The organism is Micromonospora sp. C28ISP2-4, assembly GCF_030519385.1.
In the GTDB taxonomy this organism is placed as follows: domain Bacteria; phylum Actinomycetota; class Actinomycetes; order Mycobacteriales; family Micromonosporaceae; genus Micromonospora; species Micromonospora tulbaghiae.
The window spans coordinates 257,570-271,291 of sequence record NZ_JAUMKG010000007.1 but is presented as its reverse complement, the minus strand read 5'-3'; the positions used below and the strand labels follow the sequence as shown (position 1 = coordinate 271,291).

18 protein-coding genes are annotated in these 13,722 nt (G+C 75.0%); 1 reads left to right on the top strand and 17 read right to left on the bottom strand.

The features are described 5' to 3' along the window. Positions 1–32: 32 nt before the first annotated feature. From Q3W68_RS24745 to hisD, 11 genes are all read right to left on the bottom strand, one after another. On the bottom strand, positions 33–1,040 hold the full coding sequence (locus Q3W68_RS24745; RefSeq protein ID WP_302907936.1) for an NADP-dependent oxidoreductase: 1,008 nt from the start codon (positions 1,038–1,040) through the stop codon (positions 33–35). Between the two features lie 5 nt (positions 1,041–1,045). Next, the gene (locus tag Q3W68_RS24740) at positions 1,046–1,471 is read right to left on the bottom strand and encodes an organic hydroperoxide resistance protein (RefSeq protein ID WP_302907734.1); all 426 of its coding nucleotides are present in this window, start codon (positions 1,469–1,471) and stop codon (positions 1,046–1,048) included. 1 nt (position 1,472) lies between these two features. After that, complete coding sequence (locus Q3W68_RS24735; RefSeq protein WP_302907733.1) at positions 1,473–1,919, bottom strand: MarR family winged helix-turn-helix transcriptional regulator; 447 nt, start codon at positions 1,917–1,919, stop codon at positions 1,473–1,475. An 83-nt stretch (positions 1,920–2,002) separates the two neighbouring features. Then, the gene (locus Q3W68_RS24730) at positions 2,003–2,401 is read right to left on the bottom strand and encodes a RidA family protein (RefSeq protein ID WP_302907732.1); all 399 of its coding nucleotides are present in this window, start codon (positions 2,399–2,401) and stop codon (positions 2,003–2,005) included. A 14-nt stretch (positions 2,402–2,415) separates the two neighbouring features. Next, the gene (priA, locus tag Q3W68_RS24725; RefSeq protein ID WP_302907730.1) at positions 2,416–3,144 is read right to left on the bottom strand and encodes a bifunctional 1-(5-phosphoribosyl)-5-((5-phosphoribosylamino)methylideneamino)imidazole-4-carboxamide isomerase/phosphoribosylanthranilate isomerase PriA; all 729 of its coding nucleotides are present in this window, start codon (positions 3,142–3,144) and stop codon (positions 2,416–2,418) included. Between the two features lie 19 nt (positions 3,145–3,163). Then, positions 3,164–3,484: a hypothetical protein gene (locus Q3W68_RS24720; protein WP_013475800.1), complete on the bottom strand. Its 321-nt coding sequence runs from the start codon at positions 3,482–3,484 to the stop codon at positions 3,164–3,166. 46 nt (positions 3,485–3,530) lie between these two features. Further along, entirely contained in the window at positions 3,531–4,151 is a 621-nt protein-coding gene (gene hisH, locus Q3W68_RS24715; RefSeq protein ID WP_302907729.1) for an imidazole glycerol phosphate synthase subunit HisH, read from the bottom strand. Beyond that, complete coding sequence (locus tag Q3W68_RS24710; RefSeq protein ID WP_216936508.1) at positions 4,151–4,312, bottom strand: hypothetical protein; 162 nt, start codon at positions 4,310–4,312, stop codon at positions 4,151–4,153. The genes hisH and Q3W68_RS24710 overlap by 1 nt, the downstream gene beginning before the upstream one ends. A 5-nt stretch (positions 4,313–4,317) precedes the next feature. Beyond that, entirely contained in the window at positions 4,318–4,929 is a 612-nt protein-coding gene (gene hisB, locus Q3W68_RS24705) for an imidazoleglycerol-phosphate dehydratase HisB (protein ID WP_043329493.1), read from the bottom strand. Further along, positions 4,926–5,999, bottom strand: a complete 1,074-nt coding sequence (locus Q3W68_RS24700) for a histidinol-phosphate transaminase (protein ID WP_302907728.1) — start codon at positions 5,997–5,999, stop codon at positions 4,926–4,928. Before Q3W68_RS24700 ends, hisB begins: the two co-directional genes overlap by 4 nt. Continuing rightward, positions 5,996–7,321, bottom strand: a complete 1,326-nt coding sequence (gene hisD / locus Q3W68_RS24695) for a histidinol dehydrogenase (protein WP_302907727.1) — start codon at positions 7,319–7,321, stop codon at positions 5,996–5,998. The genes Q3W68_RS24700 and hisD overlap by 4 nt, the downstream gene beginning before the upstream one ends. Before the next feature lie 108 nt (positions 7,322–7,429). Here hisD and Q3W68_RS24690 point away from each other — a divergent pair, with 108 nt between their 5' ends. Further along, positions 7,430–8,134, top strand: coding sequence for an LON peptidase substrate-binding domain-containing protein (locus Q3W68_RS24690; protein WP_302907726.1), 705 nt, complete (start codon positions 7,430–7,432; stop codon positions 8,132–8,134). On the opposite strand, the gene Q3W68_RS24685 is transcribed toward Q3W68_RS24690, so the two are convergent. The 6 genes from Q3W68_RS24685 to Q3W68_RS24660 all read right to left on the bottom strand — a co-directional run bounded on the left by Q3W68_RS24685 (position 8,100) and on the right by Q3W68_RS24660 (position 13,589). Next, positions 8,100–8,969 carry a DUF2567 domain-containing protein gene (locus Q3W68_RS24685; protein WP_302907725.1) on the bottom strand — a complete coding sequence of 290 codons (870 nt, stop codon included), beginning with the start codon at positions 8,967–8,969 and terminating at the stop codon, positions 8,100–8,102. The genes Q3W68_RS24690 and Q3W68_RS24685 overlap by 35 nt on opposite strands. A gap of 48 nt (positions 8,970–9,017) precedes the next feature. After that, on the bottom strand, positions 9,018–10,565 hold the full coding sequence (locus Q3W68_RS24680) for an ATPase (protein ID WP_302907724.1): 1,548 nt from the start codon (positions 10,563–10,565) through the stop codon (positions 9,018–9,020). Between the two features lie 140 nt (positions 10,566–10,705). Next, complete coding sequence (locus tag Q3W68_RS24675) at positions 10,706–11,554, bottom strand: hypothetical protein (RefSeq protein WP_302907723.1); 849 nt, start codon at positions 11,552–11,554, stop codon at positions 10,706–10,708. Positions 11,555–11,556: 2 nt separating this feature from the next. Continuing rightward, positions 11,557–12,501 (bottom strand): RluA family pseudouridine synthase, encoded by a 945-nt coding sequence (locus Q3W68_RS24670; protein WP_302907722.1) that lies wholly within the window; start codon positions 12,499–12,501, stop codon positions 11,557–11,559. After that, a complete protein-coding gene (gene lspA / locus Q3W68_RS24665) occupies positions 12,498–13,103 on the bottom strand; it encodes a signal peptidase II (protein ID WP_302907721.1) in 606 nt (201 codons plus the stop codon). Before lspA ends, Q3W68_RS24670 begins: the two co-directional genes overlap by 4 nt. Before the next feature lie 66 nt (positions 13,104–13,169). After that, entirely contained in the window at positions 13,170–13,589 is a 420-nt protein-coding gene (locus Q3W68_RS24660; protein WP_302907720.1) for a TraR/DksA C4-type zinc finger protein, read from the bottom strand. Between the last annotated feature and the right edge of the window lie 133 nt (positions 13,590–13,722).

Genomic DNA, 13,722 nt, shown 5'->3' with positions numbered 1-13,722 from the left:
ACCACCGCCGCGGTGGAGTGCGTTCGCGCCGGTCAGAGACGGACCAGCATCTTGCCGAGGTTCTCGCCGCGCAGCAGGCCGAGGAACGCCGCGGGAGCCTGTTCGATGCCGTCCACGATCGTCTCGTCGTACGACAGCCGGCCCTCGCGCAGCCAGCCCGCCACCTCCTGCACGAACTGCTCCCGCAGGTGACCGTGGTCACCGACGAGGAAGCCGCGCAGCGTCAGCCGCTTGCCGATCACCAGCGCCAGGTTGCGCGGCGCGGCGGGCGGCTCGGTGGCGTTGTACTGCGCGATCATGCCGCAGATGGCGGCCCGGCCGTGCAGGTTCATCGCCCCGATCGCGGCCTCCAGGTGGTCGCCGCCGACGTTGTCGAAGTACACGTCGACGCCGTCCGGGGCGGCGGCCTTGAGCTGCTTGTACACCGGGCCGTCGTGGTAGTCGAAGGCGGCGTCGAAGCCGAGCGCGGTGAGCCGCTCGACCTTCGCCGGGGAACCGGCGCTGCCGATCACCCGGCCCGCGCCGCGCAGCTTGGCGATCTGGCCGACCATGCTGCCCACCGCGCCGGCCGCGCCGGAGACGAACACGGTCTCCCCCGGCTTCATCGCCGCCACGTCGAGCAGCCCGGCGTACGCGGTCAGCCCGGTCATGCCGAGCACGCCCAGGTACGCGGTCACCGGCGCCAGGCCGGGATCGACCTTGCGCGCTCCCTTGGCGTCCACCAGCGCGTACTCGCGCCAGCCGAGCCCGTGCAGCACCGTGTCGCCGGGCTTGACGCCCCCGGCCTCGCCGGCCACCACCTCACCGATCGCGCCCCCGTCGAGCGGGGCGTCGAGCGCGAACGGCGGCACGTACGACTTGACGTCGTTCATCCGCCCGCGCATGTACGGGTCGACGGACATGAACCGGTTGCGGACCACCACCTGTCCCGGACCCGGCGTCGGCACCTCGGTCGTGACCAGGCGGAAGTTCTCCCGCGTAGGCCAGCCGTCCGGCCGGGACGCCAGGTGGATCTCCCGGTTCACCCGCGCCTCGCTCATCGTGCTCACAGGGCCGCGCGGACCGTACGCGTGACCTCGATGTTGCCCCGGGTCGCGTTGGAGTAGGGGCAGACCTGGTGGGCCGCGTCCACCAGATGCTCGGCGGCCGAACGCTCGACCGCGGGCAGGTCCACCACGAGCGTCACGGCAAGGCCGAAGCCACCGCTGCCGTTCGGGCCGATGCCCACCTCGGCCTCGACGACCGAGCCGGAGACGTCCGCCTTGGCCTTGCGGGCGACCACGCGCAGCGCGGAGTGGAAGCAGGCCGCGTAGCCGGCCGCGAAGAGCTGCTCCGGGTTGGCCGCGCCGCCGGCGCCACCCATCTCCTTCGGTACGGCGAGGTCCAGCTCGACCGTGCCGTCGGAGGTCCGGACGTGACCGTCGCGGCCGTCGCCGGTGGCGCGGGCGGAGGCGGTGTAGAGCACCTGCATGTCACTGCTCCTTCTGTCGGTGGATCGTCTCGGTGACCCGGGTGAGGATGCCGTGGAGGAAGACCAGTTCGGCCTCGGTGAGCCCGGTGGCGGTGGCCACCCGGCGCGGCACGTCACCCATCCGCTCCCGCAGGGCCCGGCCCCGGTCGGTGAGGCCCACCTCGACCCGGCGCTCGTCGGCAGCCGAGCGGGTACGCACCACCAGACCGGCCGCCTCCAGCCGCTTGAGCAGCGGGGAGAGCGTGCCGGAGTCGAGCCGGAGCGCGGCGCCGAGCTCGGAGACCGTGGGGGCGTCGTCGTCGCGCTCCCAGAGCACCAGCAGCACCAGGTACTGCGGGTAGGTCAGGCCGTGCTCGTCGAGGATGGGCCGGTAGACGTCGGTGAGGGCGCGCGACGCCGCGTAGAGCGCGAAGCACACCTGCCGGCGCAGTACCAGATCATCGGTCACGCCTTGAACCGTAGCGTGCCATCAAGTTGCGCACAACTTATCGGGGCGCGGAACGGCGCGACGGCGACAGTGCCGGGCACCGGTCAGCGCTCCGGCAGGTACGCCTCCAGCTCGACCTCGACCAGGAGATCCGGATCGATCAGCCCGGCCACCACCACCATCGTGGCGACCGGACGCACCGGGCCGAACACCGCGTTGTGCGCCCGGCCCACCTCGTCGGCGTAGATCCGGTCCGTCACGTACATCCGGGTCCGCACCACGTCCCCCGGCCCGGCGCCGACCTCGGCCAGCGCGTCCAGGCCGATCCGGATCGCCTGCGCGGTCTGCGCCGCCGCGTCACCGGCGTGCGCCACCCGCCCGTCCACTGTGGAGGTACAGCCGGCGGTGATCGCCAGTGAACCGGCCCGGACCACCCGGGAGTAGCCGTACAGGGCCTCCCACGGGCCGCCCGAGCCGAGCCGGGTCACGACCCCGGCGTCCACCGGCGGCTCCGCCGTCACGCGCCGGCCCGCAGCGTCGCCAGCGCCTCGGCGACGGTGAACGCGCCCGCGTAGAGCGCCTTGCCGGCGATCACACCCTCCACACCCACCGGCTCCAGCGTGGCCAGCGCCCGCAGGTCCTCCAGCGTGGACACACCGCCGGAGGCGATCACCGGGGCGTCGGTGCGGGCGCACACCTCGCGCAGCAGATCCAGGTTCGGTCCGCGCATGGTGCCGTCCTTGGTGATGTCGGTGACCACGTACCGCGCCGCCCCGGCGGCGTCGAGCCGGGCCAGCACCTCGTAGAGGTCACCGCCGTCGCGGGTCCAGCCGCGCGCCGACAGGGTACGGCCGCGCACGTCCAGCCCGATCGCCACCCGGTCGCCGTACTCGCCGCAGATCCGGTCGCACCACTGCGGGTCCTCCAGCGCGGCGGTGCCGATGTTGACCCGGGCCGCCCCGGTGCCGAGCGCCGCCCGCAGCGACTCGTCGTCGCGGATGCCGCCGGACAGCTCCACCTTCACGTCCAGCTTGCCGACCACCTCGGCGAGCAGCGCGGCGTTGGAGCCCCGCCCGAACGCGGCGTCCAGGTCGACCAGGTGGATCCACTCCGCGCCGTCGGACTGCCAGGCCAGAGCCGCGTCCAGCGGGTCGCCGTACGCGGTCTCGCTACCGGCGGCGCCCTGCACGAGCCGGACGGCCTGGCCGTCGGCGACGTCCACGGCGGGCAACAGGGTGAGGCTCAACGCTTCTCTCCTCGGATCCTCAACGACGGTCCAGCGCGATCACCACGACCGCGGGCAGGACCAGCAACAACAACACGACCAGCACCAGCCGCAGCGCGAGGTCGTCCACCAGATTCCAGATGGCGACCACAGCCACCACGGTGAGCACCAGGATCGTCGCCCGCTCCCGGCGGGTGTGCCGGCGCAGCCGGCCGGTACGGCCGCGCCGCAGCGACGGCGTCAGCCGGCGTACCAGGGAACGACGCCGCTCCCGGCGTGCCACCCGGCGGGCACGGACGGCGCGCGCCCGCTCCTGCTCGGCCTCGCGCGCCGCGCGGCGGCGGGCCCGCTCCTTGCTCACGCGAACACTCGCGGACGCCCCGCCCGCGTGCCCCGGACCGGTCCGGTCACAGCGTGCCGAGCCAGTTGCGCAGCAGCGCGGCACCGGCGTCGGCCGACTTCTCCGGGTGGAACTGCGCGGCCGAGAGCGGCCCCCGCTCCACCGCCGCGACGAAGTCCGTGCCGTGGTGCGCGGTGGTCACGGTCGCGCCCGCCTCCGCCAGCGCCGCCGGGTCGGTCACCCCGTAGGAGTGCACGAAGTAGAACCGGGTGTCGCCCGGCAACCCGGCGAACAGCGTCGAGCCGGCCGGCGGGCGCACGGTGTTCCAGCCCATGTGCGGCAGGCGCCGCGCGGGCAGCCGGGTCACACCGCCGGGCAGCAGCCCGAGCCCCTTCGTGACCACGCCGTGCTCCTCGCCGTGCCCGAACAGGATCTGCATGCCGACGCAGATGCCCAGCACCGGCCGCCCGGCGGCGACCCGGTCGGCGATGACCGGCCCGGCGCCCAGCGCCTCGATCCCGGCCATGCACGCGGCGAACGCGCCCACGCCCGGCACCACCAGGCCGTCGGCCGACGCGGCGGCGTCCAGGTCGTCGGTGACAGTCACCTCGGCCCCGGCCCGCGCCACCGCGCGCTCGGCCGAGCGCAGGTTGCCCGAGCCGTAGTCGAGCACCACGACCCGTGCCATCAGCTCTCCCCCGGCAGCAGCCAGAGCACCCCGGCGACGGTGGCCAGCACGGCCAGCAGGCCAGTGATCACCACAGCGGCGCGGGGCGCGCCCTGCTTGAGCAGCGACCACGTCCCGCCGACCAGCAGGCCGGCCAGGATCAACAGAAGTGTGGGCAGCACCTTCATTAGAGAGCGCCCTTCGTCGACGGCACCACACCCGCGTTACGGGGATCGAGCGCGGTGGCCTCGCGCAGCGCGCGGGAGACGGCCTTGAACTGCGCCTCGACCACGTGGTGCGCGTCCGGGTGGCCGCCGGGGCGGGCCGCGCGCAGCACGTCCACGTGCAGCGTGATCCGGGCCGACTGGCCGAACGACTCCCAGATGTGCCGGGTCATGCTCGTCGGGTAGACCGGCCCGATGTACGGGGCCAGCGCCGGCTCGTCGTGCACCACGTACGGGCGGCCGGACAGGTCGACGGCGGCGCGGACCAGCACCTCGTCCATCGGGACGGTCGCCGAGCCGTACCGCCGGATGCCGGCCTTGTCACCGAGCGCCCGGTCGAACGCGGCGCCCAGCGCGAGCGCGGTGTCCTCCATCGTGTGGTGCGCGTCGATCTCCAGGTCGCCGACGGTGTGCACGGTCAGGTCGAAGCCGCCGTGCCGGGCGATCTGGTTGAGCATGTGGTCGTAGAACCCGACGCCGGTGGAGATGTCGGCCTGGCCGGTGCCGTCGAGGTCGATCTCGACGAGCACCTTCGTCTCGTTTGTGACCCGCTCGATCCGGGCGATCCGGCTCATGAAACTCTCTCCATCGCGGTGAGGAAGGCGTCGGTCTCGGTCGGGGTGCCGGCGGTGACGCGCAGCCAGCCGGGCAGGCCGACGTCGCGCACCAGCACGCCGGCATCGAGCAGGGTACGCCAGGCCACCGCCTGGTCCCCCTCGACGGCGAACAGCACGAAGTTGGCGTCGCTGTCGGCCACCCGGTGGCCCCGCGCGCGCAGCTCGGCGACGATCCGGTCGCGCTGCTGCATGATCGCGGCCACGGTGCCGAGCAGGGCGTCCCGGTGCGCCAGCGCCGCGCGGGCCGCGGCCTGGGTGAGCGCGGACAGGTGGTACGGCAGCCGGACCAGCTGCACCGCGTCCACCACCGCCGGGTCGGCGGCCAGGTAGCCGAGCCGCCCGCCGGCGAACCCGAACGCCTTGCTCATGGTGCGGGTCACCACCAGCCGCGGGTGGCCGGGCAGCACGGCGAGCGCGCTGACAGTGCCGGGCCGGGCGAACTCGGCGTACGCCTCGTCCACGACCACCATGCCGGGCGCCTCGTCCAGCACCGCGGCGACCACGGCCGGGTCGAGCGCGGTGCCGGTCGGGTTGTTCGGCGAGCAGAGGAACACCACGTCCGGCCGGTGCTCGCGCACCTGGGCCACCGCCTCGCCGGCGGTGAGCCCGAAGTCCGCGCCGCGCCGGGCGGGCACCCACCGGGTGCCGGTGCCGAGGGCCAGAAGCGGGTGCATCGAGTACGCGGGCGTGAAGCCGAGCGCGGTGCGCCCGGGACCGCCGAAGGCCTGGAGCAGCTGCTGCTGGATCTCGTTGGAGCCGTTCGCCGCCCACACGTGGTCGGCGGTGAGCCCGTGGCCGAGGTAGGCGGCCAGGTCGGCGCGCAGCGCCACGGCGTCCCGGTCCGGGTAGCGGTTGAGGTCGCGCAGCTCGGCGGCGACCGCCTTGCCGATCGCCTCGACCACCGGCTCGGGCACCGGGTAGGAGTTCTCGTTCGTGTTCAGCCGCACCGGCACGTCGAGCTGCGGCGCCCCGTACGGCGTCCGCCCGCGCAGGTCGTCGCGGATCGGCAGGTCGTCGAGCGTGGTCACGACGCGCCGCCCTCGGGGAACCGGACGCTGACGGCCTGGCCGTGCGCGGGCAGGTCCTCCACCGTCGCCAGCGTGACCACGTGCGGCGCCACCTCGCGCAGCGCCTCCTGCGTGTACTCGACCAGGTGGACGCCGCGCAGGAAGGACTGCACGGACAGGCCGGAGGAGTGCCGGGCGCAGCCGCCGGTGGGCAGCACGTGGTTGGAGCCCGCGCAGTAGTCGCCGAGCGACACCGGCGACCAGGCGCCCACGAAGACCGCACCGGCGTTGCGGACCCGCAGCGCCCACTCGCGGGCGTTCTCGGTCTGGATCTCCAGGTGCTCGGCCGCGTACGCGTCGACCACCCGCAGGCCCGCCTCCAGGTCGTCGACCAGGACCACGCCGCTCTGCTCGCCGCGCAGCGCGGTGCCGATCCGCTCGGCGTGCTTGGCCGCCGGCGCCTGCCGGGCCAGCTCCGCGTCGACCGCGTCGGCCAGCGCGGTGGACGGGGTGACCAGCACGCTCGCGGCGAGCGGGTCGTGCTCGGCCTGGCTGATCAGGTCGGCGGCCACGTGCGCCGGGTCGGCGGTGTCGTCGGCCAGGATCGCGATCTCGGTCGGGCCGGCCTCGGCGTCGATGCCGACCACGCCGCGCAGCAGCCGCTTCGCCGCGGTGACCCAGATGTTGCCCGGGCCGGTGATCATGTCGACCGGCTCGCAGCGCTCGTCGCCGGCCGGGTCGACGCCCGCGCCGTACGCCAGCATGGCCACCGCCTGGGCGCCGCCGACCGCGTACACCTCGTCCACGCCGAGCAACGCGCAGGCGGCGAGGACCCGCCGGTCGGGCAGCCCGTCGTTGTCCTTCTGCGGCGGGCTCACCACCACCAGGGAGCGCACCCCGGCCGCCTGGGCCGGGACCACGTTCATCACCACCGTCGACGGGTACATGGCCAGGCCGCCGGGGACGTAGAGGCCGACCCGGTCGACCGGCACCCACCGCTCGGTCACCGTGCCGCCCGGCACCACAGTCGTGGTGTGGTCGGTGCGGCGCTGGTCGGCGTGGACCTTGCGGGCCCGGGTGATCGACTCCAGCAGCGCGGCGCGTACCTGCGGGTCCAGCTCGCCCTCGGCGGCGCGGATCGTCTCGACCGGCACCCGCAGCCGCTCCGGGGAGACGCCGTCGAACCGTTCGCTGGCCTCCCGGATCGCCGGGTACCCATGGTCCCGGACCGCCTCCACGAGCGGGCGGATCCGCTCGACCGCCACTGAGACGTCGAGCTGGGCACGGGGCAGCAGGCGGCGCGGGTCACGGGCCCCGCCGCGCAGGTCGATCCGATTCAGCACGCCTGCGAGTCTAGGCCGCCGCCGGTGTCACCGGCCGGGCCCGCCCGCACGCCGGGACGGTGAGCCGGGACACGCGCGGGCGGGCGCGTTGGCGATACGCTCGATCACGTGAGCGCACGGCTGCCGGTGTTCCCGCTCGGGACCGTCCTCTTCCCCGGGCTGGTCCTTCCGCTGCACATCTTCGAGGAGCGCTACAAGGCGCTGGTACGCCACCTCGTGGGGCTGCCCGAGGGCGCGCCGCGCGAGTTCGGCGTGGTGGCGATCCAGGCCGGCTGGGAGGTCGCGCCGGCCGGGCCGCCGGGGCGTTCCGGGCCGTCCGGTAGCGACGTGACACTGCACGAGGTCGGCTGCACAGCCGAGCTGCGGCAGGTCACCGAGCTGGCCGACGGCGGCTTCGACATCGTCACCGTCGGGCGGCGGCGGTTCCGGGTCGCCGAGGTCGACGACTCCGCCGAGCCGTACCTGACCGCCGAGGTGGAGTGGCTGCCGGAGCCGGACGGCCCGGACGAGGTGTCCGACCTGCTGGCGGCCCGGGTGATCTCGGTGTTCCGGCAGTATCTGGGCCTGATCCGCCCGGACCAGCAGGAGATCACCGAGCAGCTGCCGGAGGATCCGACGGTCCTGTCGCACCTGGTCGCCGCGACCGCCGCGCTGACCGTCGCCGACCGGCAGCGGCTGCTCGCCGTCGACGACACCGCCGGCCGGCTGCGCGCCGAGCTGCGCCTGCTCAACCGGGAGACGGCGTTGCTGCGGCAGGTGCGCGCGGTGCCGGTGCCGCTCAGCGAGCTGGCTGGTCCCCCGGCGCCGAACTGAACCCGGGCGGTGGCGGCCAGGCCGCGTCGGGATCCGGCTCCGGCCGCAGCGACGGCCACCGCGACCAGCCCGCCAGCAGCGTGTACGTGACCGCCGCGCCGAACGCGGCGAGCAGCAGATTGCCGTGCGGCAACGGCAGCGGGCCGTACCAGTCGACGCCACCGGCGCGCAGGTCGACGGGCTTGGTGAAGGCGGTGCCCGGCGGCGCGGTCTCCACCAGCCGCTGGAACGTCGACAGCCCGATGCGGCGGCCGACCTGCCAGGCCACCACCGCCGCGCCGAGACCGCCGAGCGTCACCGCGAGCAGGCCGGCCGGGCCGCGCCGGCGGCGCAGCAGCACCCACAGGGCGACCGCGGCGAGCACGCCGAAGCCGAGCGTCAGGAGGCTGAACCAGCCGTCCGCGGCGATCGGCTGCTCCGGCTGCGTGGTCGCGTAGACCGCGCCCGCCGGGGTCTGCCGCACCGGGGTGGCGGGCGCCGCCCAGGCCCACAGCAGCCCCAGCGGGACGCCGAGCGCGGTGAGCAGTGCGACCACGCCGAGGGTGGTGAGCAGCGGGCGGCGGGACCGGGTGGCGCCGGCACCGGGTAGCTCCGCCACCACGCCCGGGTATCCGGCGAGCGGATCGGCGCCGGGCGCGGTGACCGGCGTGCCGGCGGGCACCGGCAGGCCACCGGGCCAGCCGGGCGGCTGCTCGCGCTCGGGCCACGCGCCGCCGGGACGCGAGGCGTCGCCTGGCCGCGAGGTGTCGCCTGGCCGCGGGGCGTCGCCGGTACGCGCGTCGGTGCCGTCGGTGCGCTCGCGCGCCCGCTGGGGCTCAGGGGTGTCCGGACTCACCCGTTGATCCTCTCAGGCCCGGGCACGGCGCGGGGCGGTGGTCGGCGCTCAGCGCGCGAACGGTTCCAGCATCACCGCTGCCGCCTTGAGCCAGGCGTTGCGGGTCTCGGCCTGGAGCTGGTGGTACTCGATCGAGGAGCCGGTCTCCAGCGCCGGGTCGTAGGGCACCACGGCGACCGCGCGGGTGCGGGTGGCGAAGTGCCGCTCCAGGTCGTCCTGCAACGAGGTACGCCCCGGCGTGGGGCAGGAGATCAGCGTGACCGCGTTGTCGGCCAGCTCGCCCATGCCCACCTCGTGCAGCAGGTCGAGCATCCAGTCCGCGCTGAACGCCGCGTCCTCGCGCGGCACGGTGGTCACCACGAGCTGGTCGGCGGCCTGCATGACGGTGCGCCAGTTCGGGCTCTCCACGTTGTTGCCGGTGTCCACGCAGACCACCTCGTGGGTGCGGCGCAGCAGCTCCAGCACCCGCTTGACGGTGAACTGGTCGAGCCGCTGGGCGAAGCGCGGGCTCTCCTCGCCGGCCAGCACGTCGTACGAGCCGTCGGAGGCGTGCCGCAGGTAGTCGTCGAGGTGCGACAGCAGCGTGTTGCCCTCGAGGATCTCGATCTGCGCCAGGTCGTGGACCAGGTGGCGGATCGTGCGGGCGTGCCGGGCGCTGCCGGCCCGCAGACCGAGCGTGCCGCGTAGTTCGTTGTCGTCCCAGGCGAGCACGCCGCGCCCGCGTACGCTGCCCACCGTCGCGGCGGCGAGCACCGTCGCTGTGGTCTTGTGCACCCCGCCCTTGGGGTTGGCGAAGGCGAGCACCCTCGGGGTGCCCAGCTCGCGGCGCAGCACGCTGGTCGCCCGTTCCAGCTCCGGGTCCGGTTCCGGGGCGCGCCACTGCACCTGGGCCGCGTCGACCCGGCCGGAGCGGCCCTCGATCGGGCGGCGGGGCGCGGGCACCACCGGCTCCGCGACGGGCGGTGTGTCCGGCCGGTAGCGGCCCCGGTCGAGCAGCGCGTAGCGGGACTCGGCCGGCGGCGGCGCGGGGCGGTAGCCGCCGTCGAGAAGGGAGTACCGGGACTCGGCCGGCGCCTCGGCCCGGCCGCGCGGCTCCGGGCGGGCCGGCTCGGGCCGCCAGGACGGTTCCGGGCGCGGCTCGGCGGTGAAGGGCTGCTCGGGGGCGAGCGACGGGTCGGGCGCGAACGACGGTTCGGCGCGCCAGGACGGGTCGGGCGGGTAGGGCTGCCCGGCGCGCCAGGACGGCTCGGGGTCGCTGCGGTACGCCGGCTCGGCGCGGTAGGCCGGTTCGCCGTCGTGCCGGGGATCGGCGCGGAAGGCCGGGTCGACCCGGAACGTGGCCTCGGCCCGGTAACCGGGCTCGGCGCCGTACGACCCGTCGGGGGCGCGGCCGACGGCGGTGGCGCGGCCGGTCCACCCGGTGCCCGCGCCGCGGCGGGGCAGCGGGTCGGGCGGCGGCGCCGGTGGCTCCTCGACGTGCCGGTCGGCGTCGGCGTGCTCCGCGCCGCGACCGCCGAGCCGGGCCCGGTCGAGCAGCGCCCGCCACCGCGGTGCCGGCTCGCCCTGCCGACCCCAGCCGGTCTCGCTGCCGTCCAAGGATTCGCCCTCCCCCAGCCCATCGATCTCCGCCTGACAGGCTACGAACGAAACCCTATTCGGACCACTCCCCGCGCCGCACATCGCCCGGTGGCCCGCCGCACCATGGGATCGGCCCGGTCGCCGCCTGCCCCGACGTCTCAGGAGGTGGGAGCGGGATTGGGCGGCCCGGAGCCGGCGACGGACGCGGGGGCGGTCGGTGAAGGTCCGCTCACCGTCCGTGCGGCTTCCGACGAATCGCCCATTCCGCCTGCCTGGGCCGGCCCGGTGTCGGCCGGCGGCCGGACCACGTCACGCTGCTCGGGCAGCGGCGGGGTGAACACGGTCCGGTCCAGACGGGTCACCTCCGGCGCCGGGTCCACCACCCGCACGCCCGGACGATCGGCGAGCGCGCGCAGGGTGTCCGGCCCGGCGCTGACCACCGCGGCGTAGACGCAGGCGCAACCCGCCCGGTACGCCTCCGCCTCGCGGGCGGCGATCTCGGCGCCGCTGTCGTACACCCGGCGCAGCTCCGGATCGGCGGTGGTCGCGGCGGCGCGGGACCGGTAGTCCGCGGCCTCCCGGTCCTTGCGCGTCGCGACGCCGGCCATCCCGGCCACCACGTCCCGCGGAAGGCTCAGTGCCGGGATCCGGACGATCTCGGTCTGCCGGCCGGGCAGCGGCACCCGCGCCACCACCGCCGAGACCCGCGTGCCGTCCAGCGCGGCGGCGGTCCGTGCCGGGGTCAGGTACCCGCCGAACGACACCAGCGCGTAGCCGTCGGGCGCGTCGAGGCGGGCCAGCTCGTCGCCGGCGGCGCGCAGGTACGCCGGGATGCTCGCGCCGTCGGTCACGCCCACCCGGGTCACCTCGCCCACGGTGCGGTCGCTCACCGGGCCGTCCCGCCGCTGCGCCGCCGCCACCACCAGCACCACTAGCGCGCAGGCCAGCGCGAGCCAGGTCAGCGCGGCGGACCGGGACCGGCGTGGCGGCACGGCGTCGTCGCTCATGGTCAGTCGCGCAGGATCTCCAGCGCCCGGGCCAGGTCGTCCGGGTACTCGCTGACGAACGTCACCTCGCCGCCGGTGCCCGGGTGCGCGAAGCTCAGCGAGCGGGCGTGCAGCCACTGCCGGGACAGCCCGAGACGGGCCGACAGCGTCGGGTCCGCGCCGTAGGTCAGGTCGCCCACGCAGGGGTGCCGCATGCTGGAGAAGTGCACCCGGATCTGGTGCGTACGCCCGGTCTCCAGCCGCACGTCGAGCAGGCTGGCGGCGGGGAACGCCTCGAGCGTGTCGTAGTGGGTGATGCTCGGCTTGCCGCCGGAGACCACGGCCCAGCGGTAGTCGTGGTTCGGGTGCCTGTCGATCGGCGCGTCGATGGTGCCGCGCAGCGGATCCGGGTGGCCCTGCACCACGGCGTGGTAGCGCTTCTCCACCTCGCGGTACTTGAACGCCCGCTTCAGCGCGGTGTAAGCGCGCTCGCTCTTGGCCACCGCCATGATCCCGGTGGTGCCCACGTCGAGCCGGTGCACCACACCCTGCCGCTCGGCGGCGCCGCTGGTGGAGATCCGGTGACCGATGCCGGCCAGCCCGCCGATCACCGTCGGGCCGGTCCAGCCCGGGCTCGGGTGCGCCGCCACCCCGACCGGCTTGTCGACCACCACGATGTCGTCGTCGGCGTACACCACGGTCAGACCGGGCACCGCCTGCGGCACCACAGTCGGCGGCGCGGCCGGCGCGGGCAACGTGACCTCCAGCCACGAACCCGCCTTGACCTTGTGCGAGTTGGGCCGGGCCACGCCGTCGACGAGCGCGTCGCCGGCGTCGATCAGGCCGGCGGCGGCGGTGCGGGAGAGCCCGAACAGGCGGGACACGGCCTGGTCCAGGCGCATGCCGTCGAGGCCGTCGGGCACGGGCAGGGAACGGGTGTCGCCGCCGGCGGCGAATGCGGAGGTCACGCGCTCTCCCGCTGCTCGGCCGGGGCGGCGGCGTCGTCGCGCTTCTCGTCGCGCAGCCGGGAGCCGTCGCGCTGCCGGCCGGTCAACTCCAGGAAGACCGCGAGCACCACGCCGCACACCAGCGAGCTGTCGGCCAGGTTGAACACCGGCCAGACCTGGCCGTACGGGTCGAACAGGCTGATCATGTCGACCACGTGGCCGACGAAGTGCCCGGGCGCGCGGAAGATCCGGTCGATCAGGTTCCCGAGCGCGCCGCCCAGCACCAGGCCCAGCGAAACCGCCCACGGCAGCGAGCGCAGCCGAAGCGCCATCCAGGTGATCCACCCGATCACCACGAACGTGATGATCGGGAAGACCCAGGTGTGGTCGGAGCCGATGCTCCAGGCCGCGCCGCTGTTGCGGGTGAGGCTGAGGTAGACCGCGCCGCCGAGCAGCGACACCGGCTCCCGGCCGGTCAGCTCGGCGAGCGCGAGCTGCTTCGTGCCGAGGTCCGCCAGCAGCGAGAACAGGGACACGCCGAGCAGCAGGCCGACGGCCTTGCGGCGGGGCGCGCCGGTGCCCGACTCGGTGGTGCCGGCCCCGGCGGGCGGTGCTGCGGTCATCTGCTCCCCATCGACGTTCGCGACGGTGTGGTCACCGTCTGCCGTACGGCCGCCGGGGAGCGGTGATCAGCGCCGCTCCTCCAGCTGCTTGCACGTCACGCAGAGGGTGGCCGACGGGAACGCGGCGAGCCGCTCCACCGGGATCGGGTTGCCGCACCGCTCGCACCAGCCGTAGCCACCCTCGTCGAGGCGCTCCAGCGCGCGCTCGACCTGCGTGATCCGTTCCTTGATGCTGTTGGCGAGAGAGATCTCCTGCTCCCGCTCGAACGTCTTGGTGCCCGTGTCGGCCTGGTCGTCCCCGGCCGAGTCGGTCAGCCGCTCGCGCTGCAGCTCGGTGATCTCGCTCAGCGTCTGATCGTACTCGGCGTTGAGCTCGTCCCGCCGTGCCGCCAGGGCGGCCCGGATCTTCTCGGTCTCCGCCGCGCTGCGGGTGGCCTTCGCCACCGGTTTGCGACCGGCGGTCCTGGTGTCGGCTGGCTTCGCCATCGTCAGCTCCCTCAGCCGCGTGGAGCGGCGGTCAGCGGTGCATGGGCGGGGACGCCGGCGTCGGCGTCGTCCGCGTACGGAAGGGTGCACGGCGAGCGGGCCCGCCGTGCACTCCGGAGGTTGGCAAGAATAC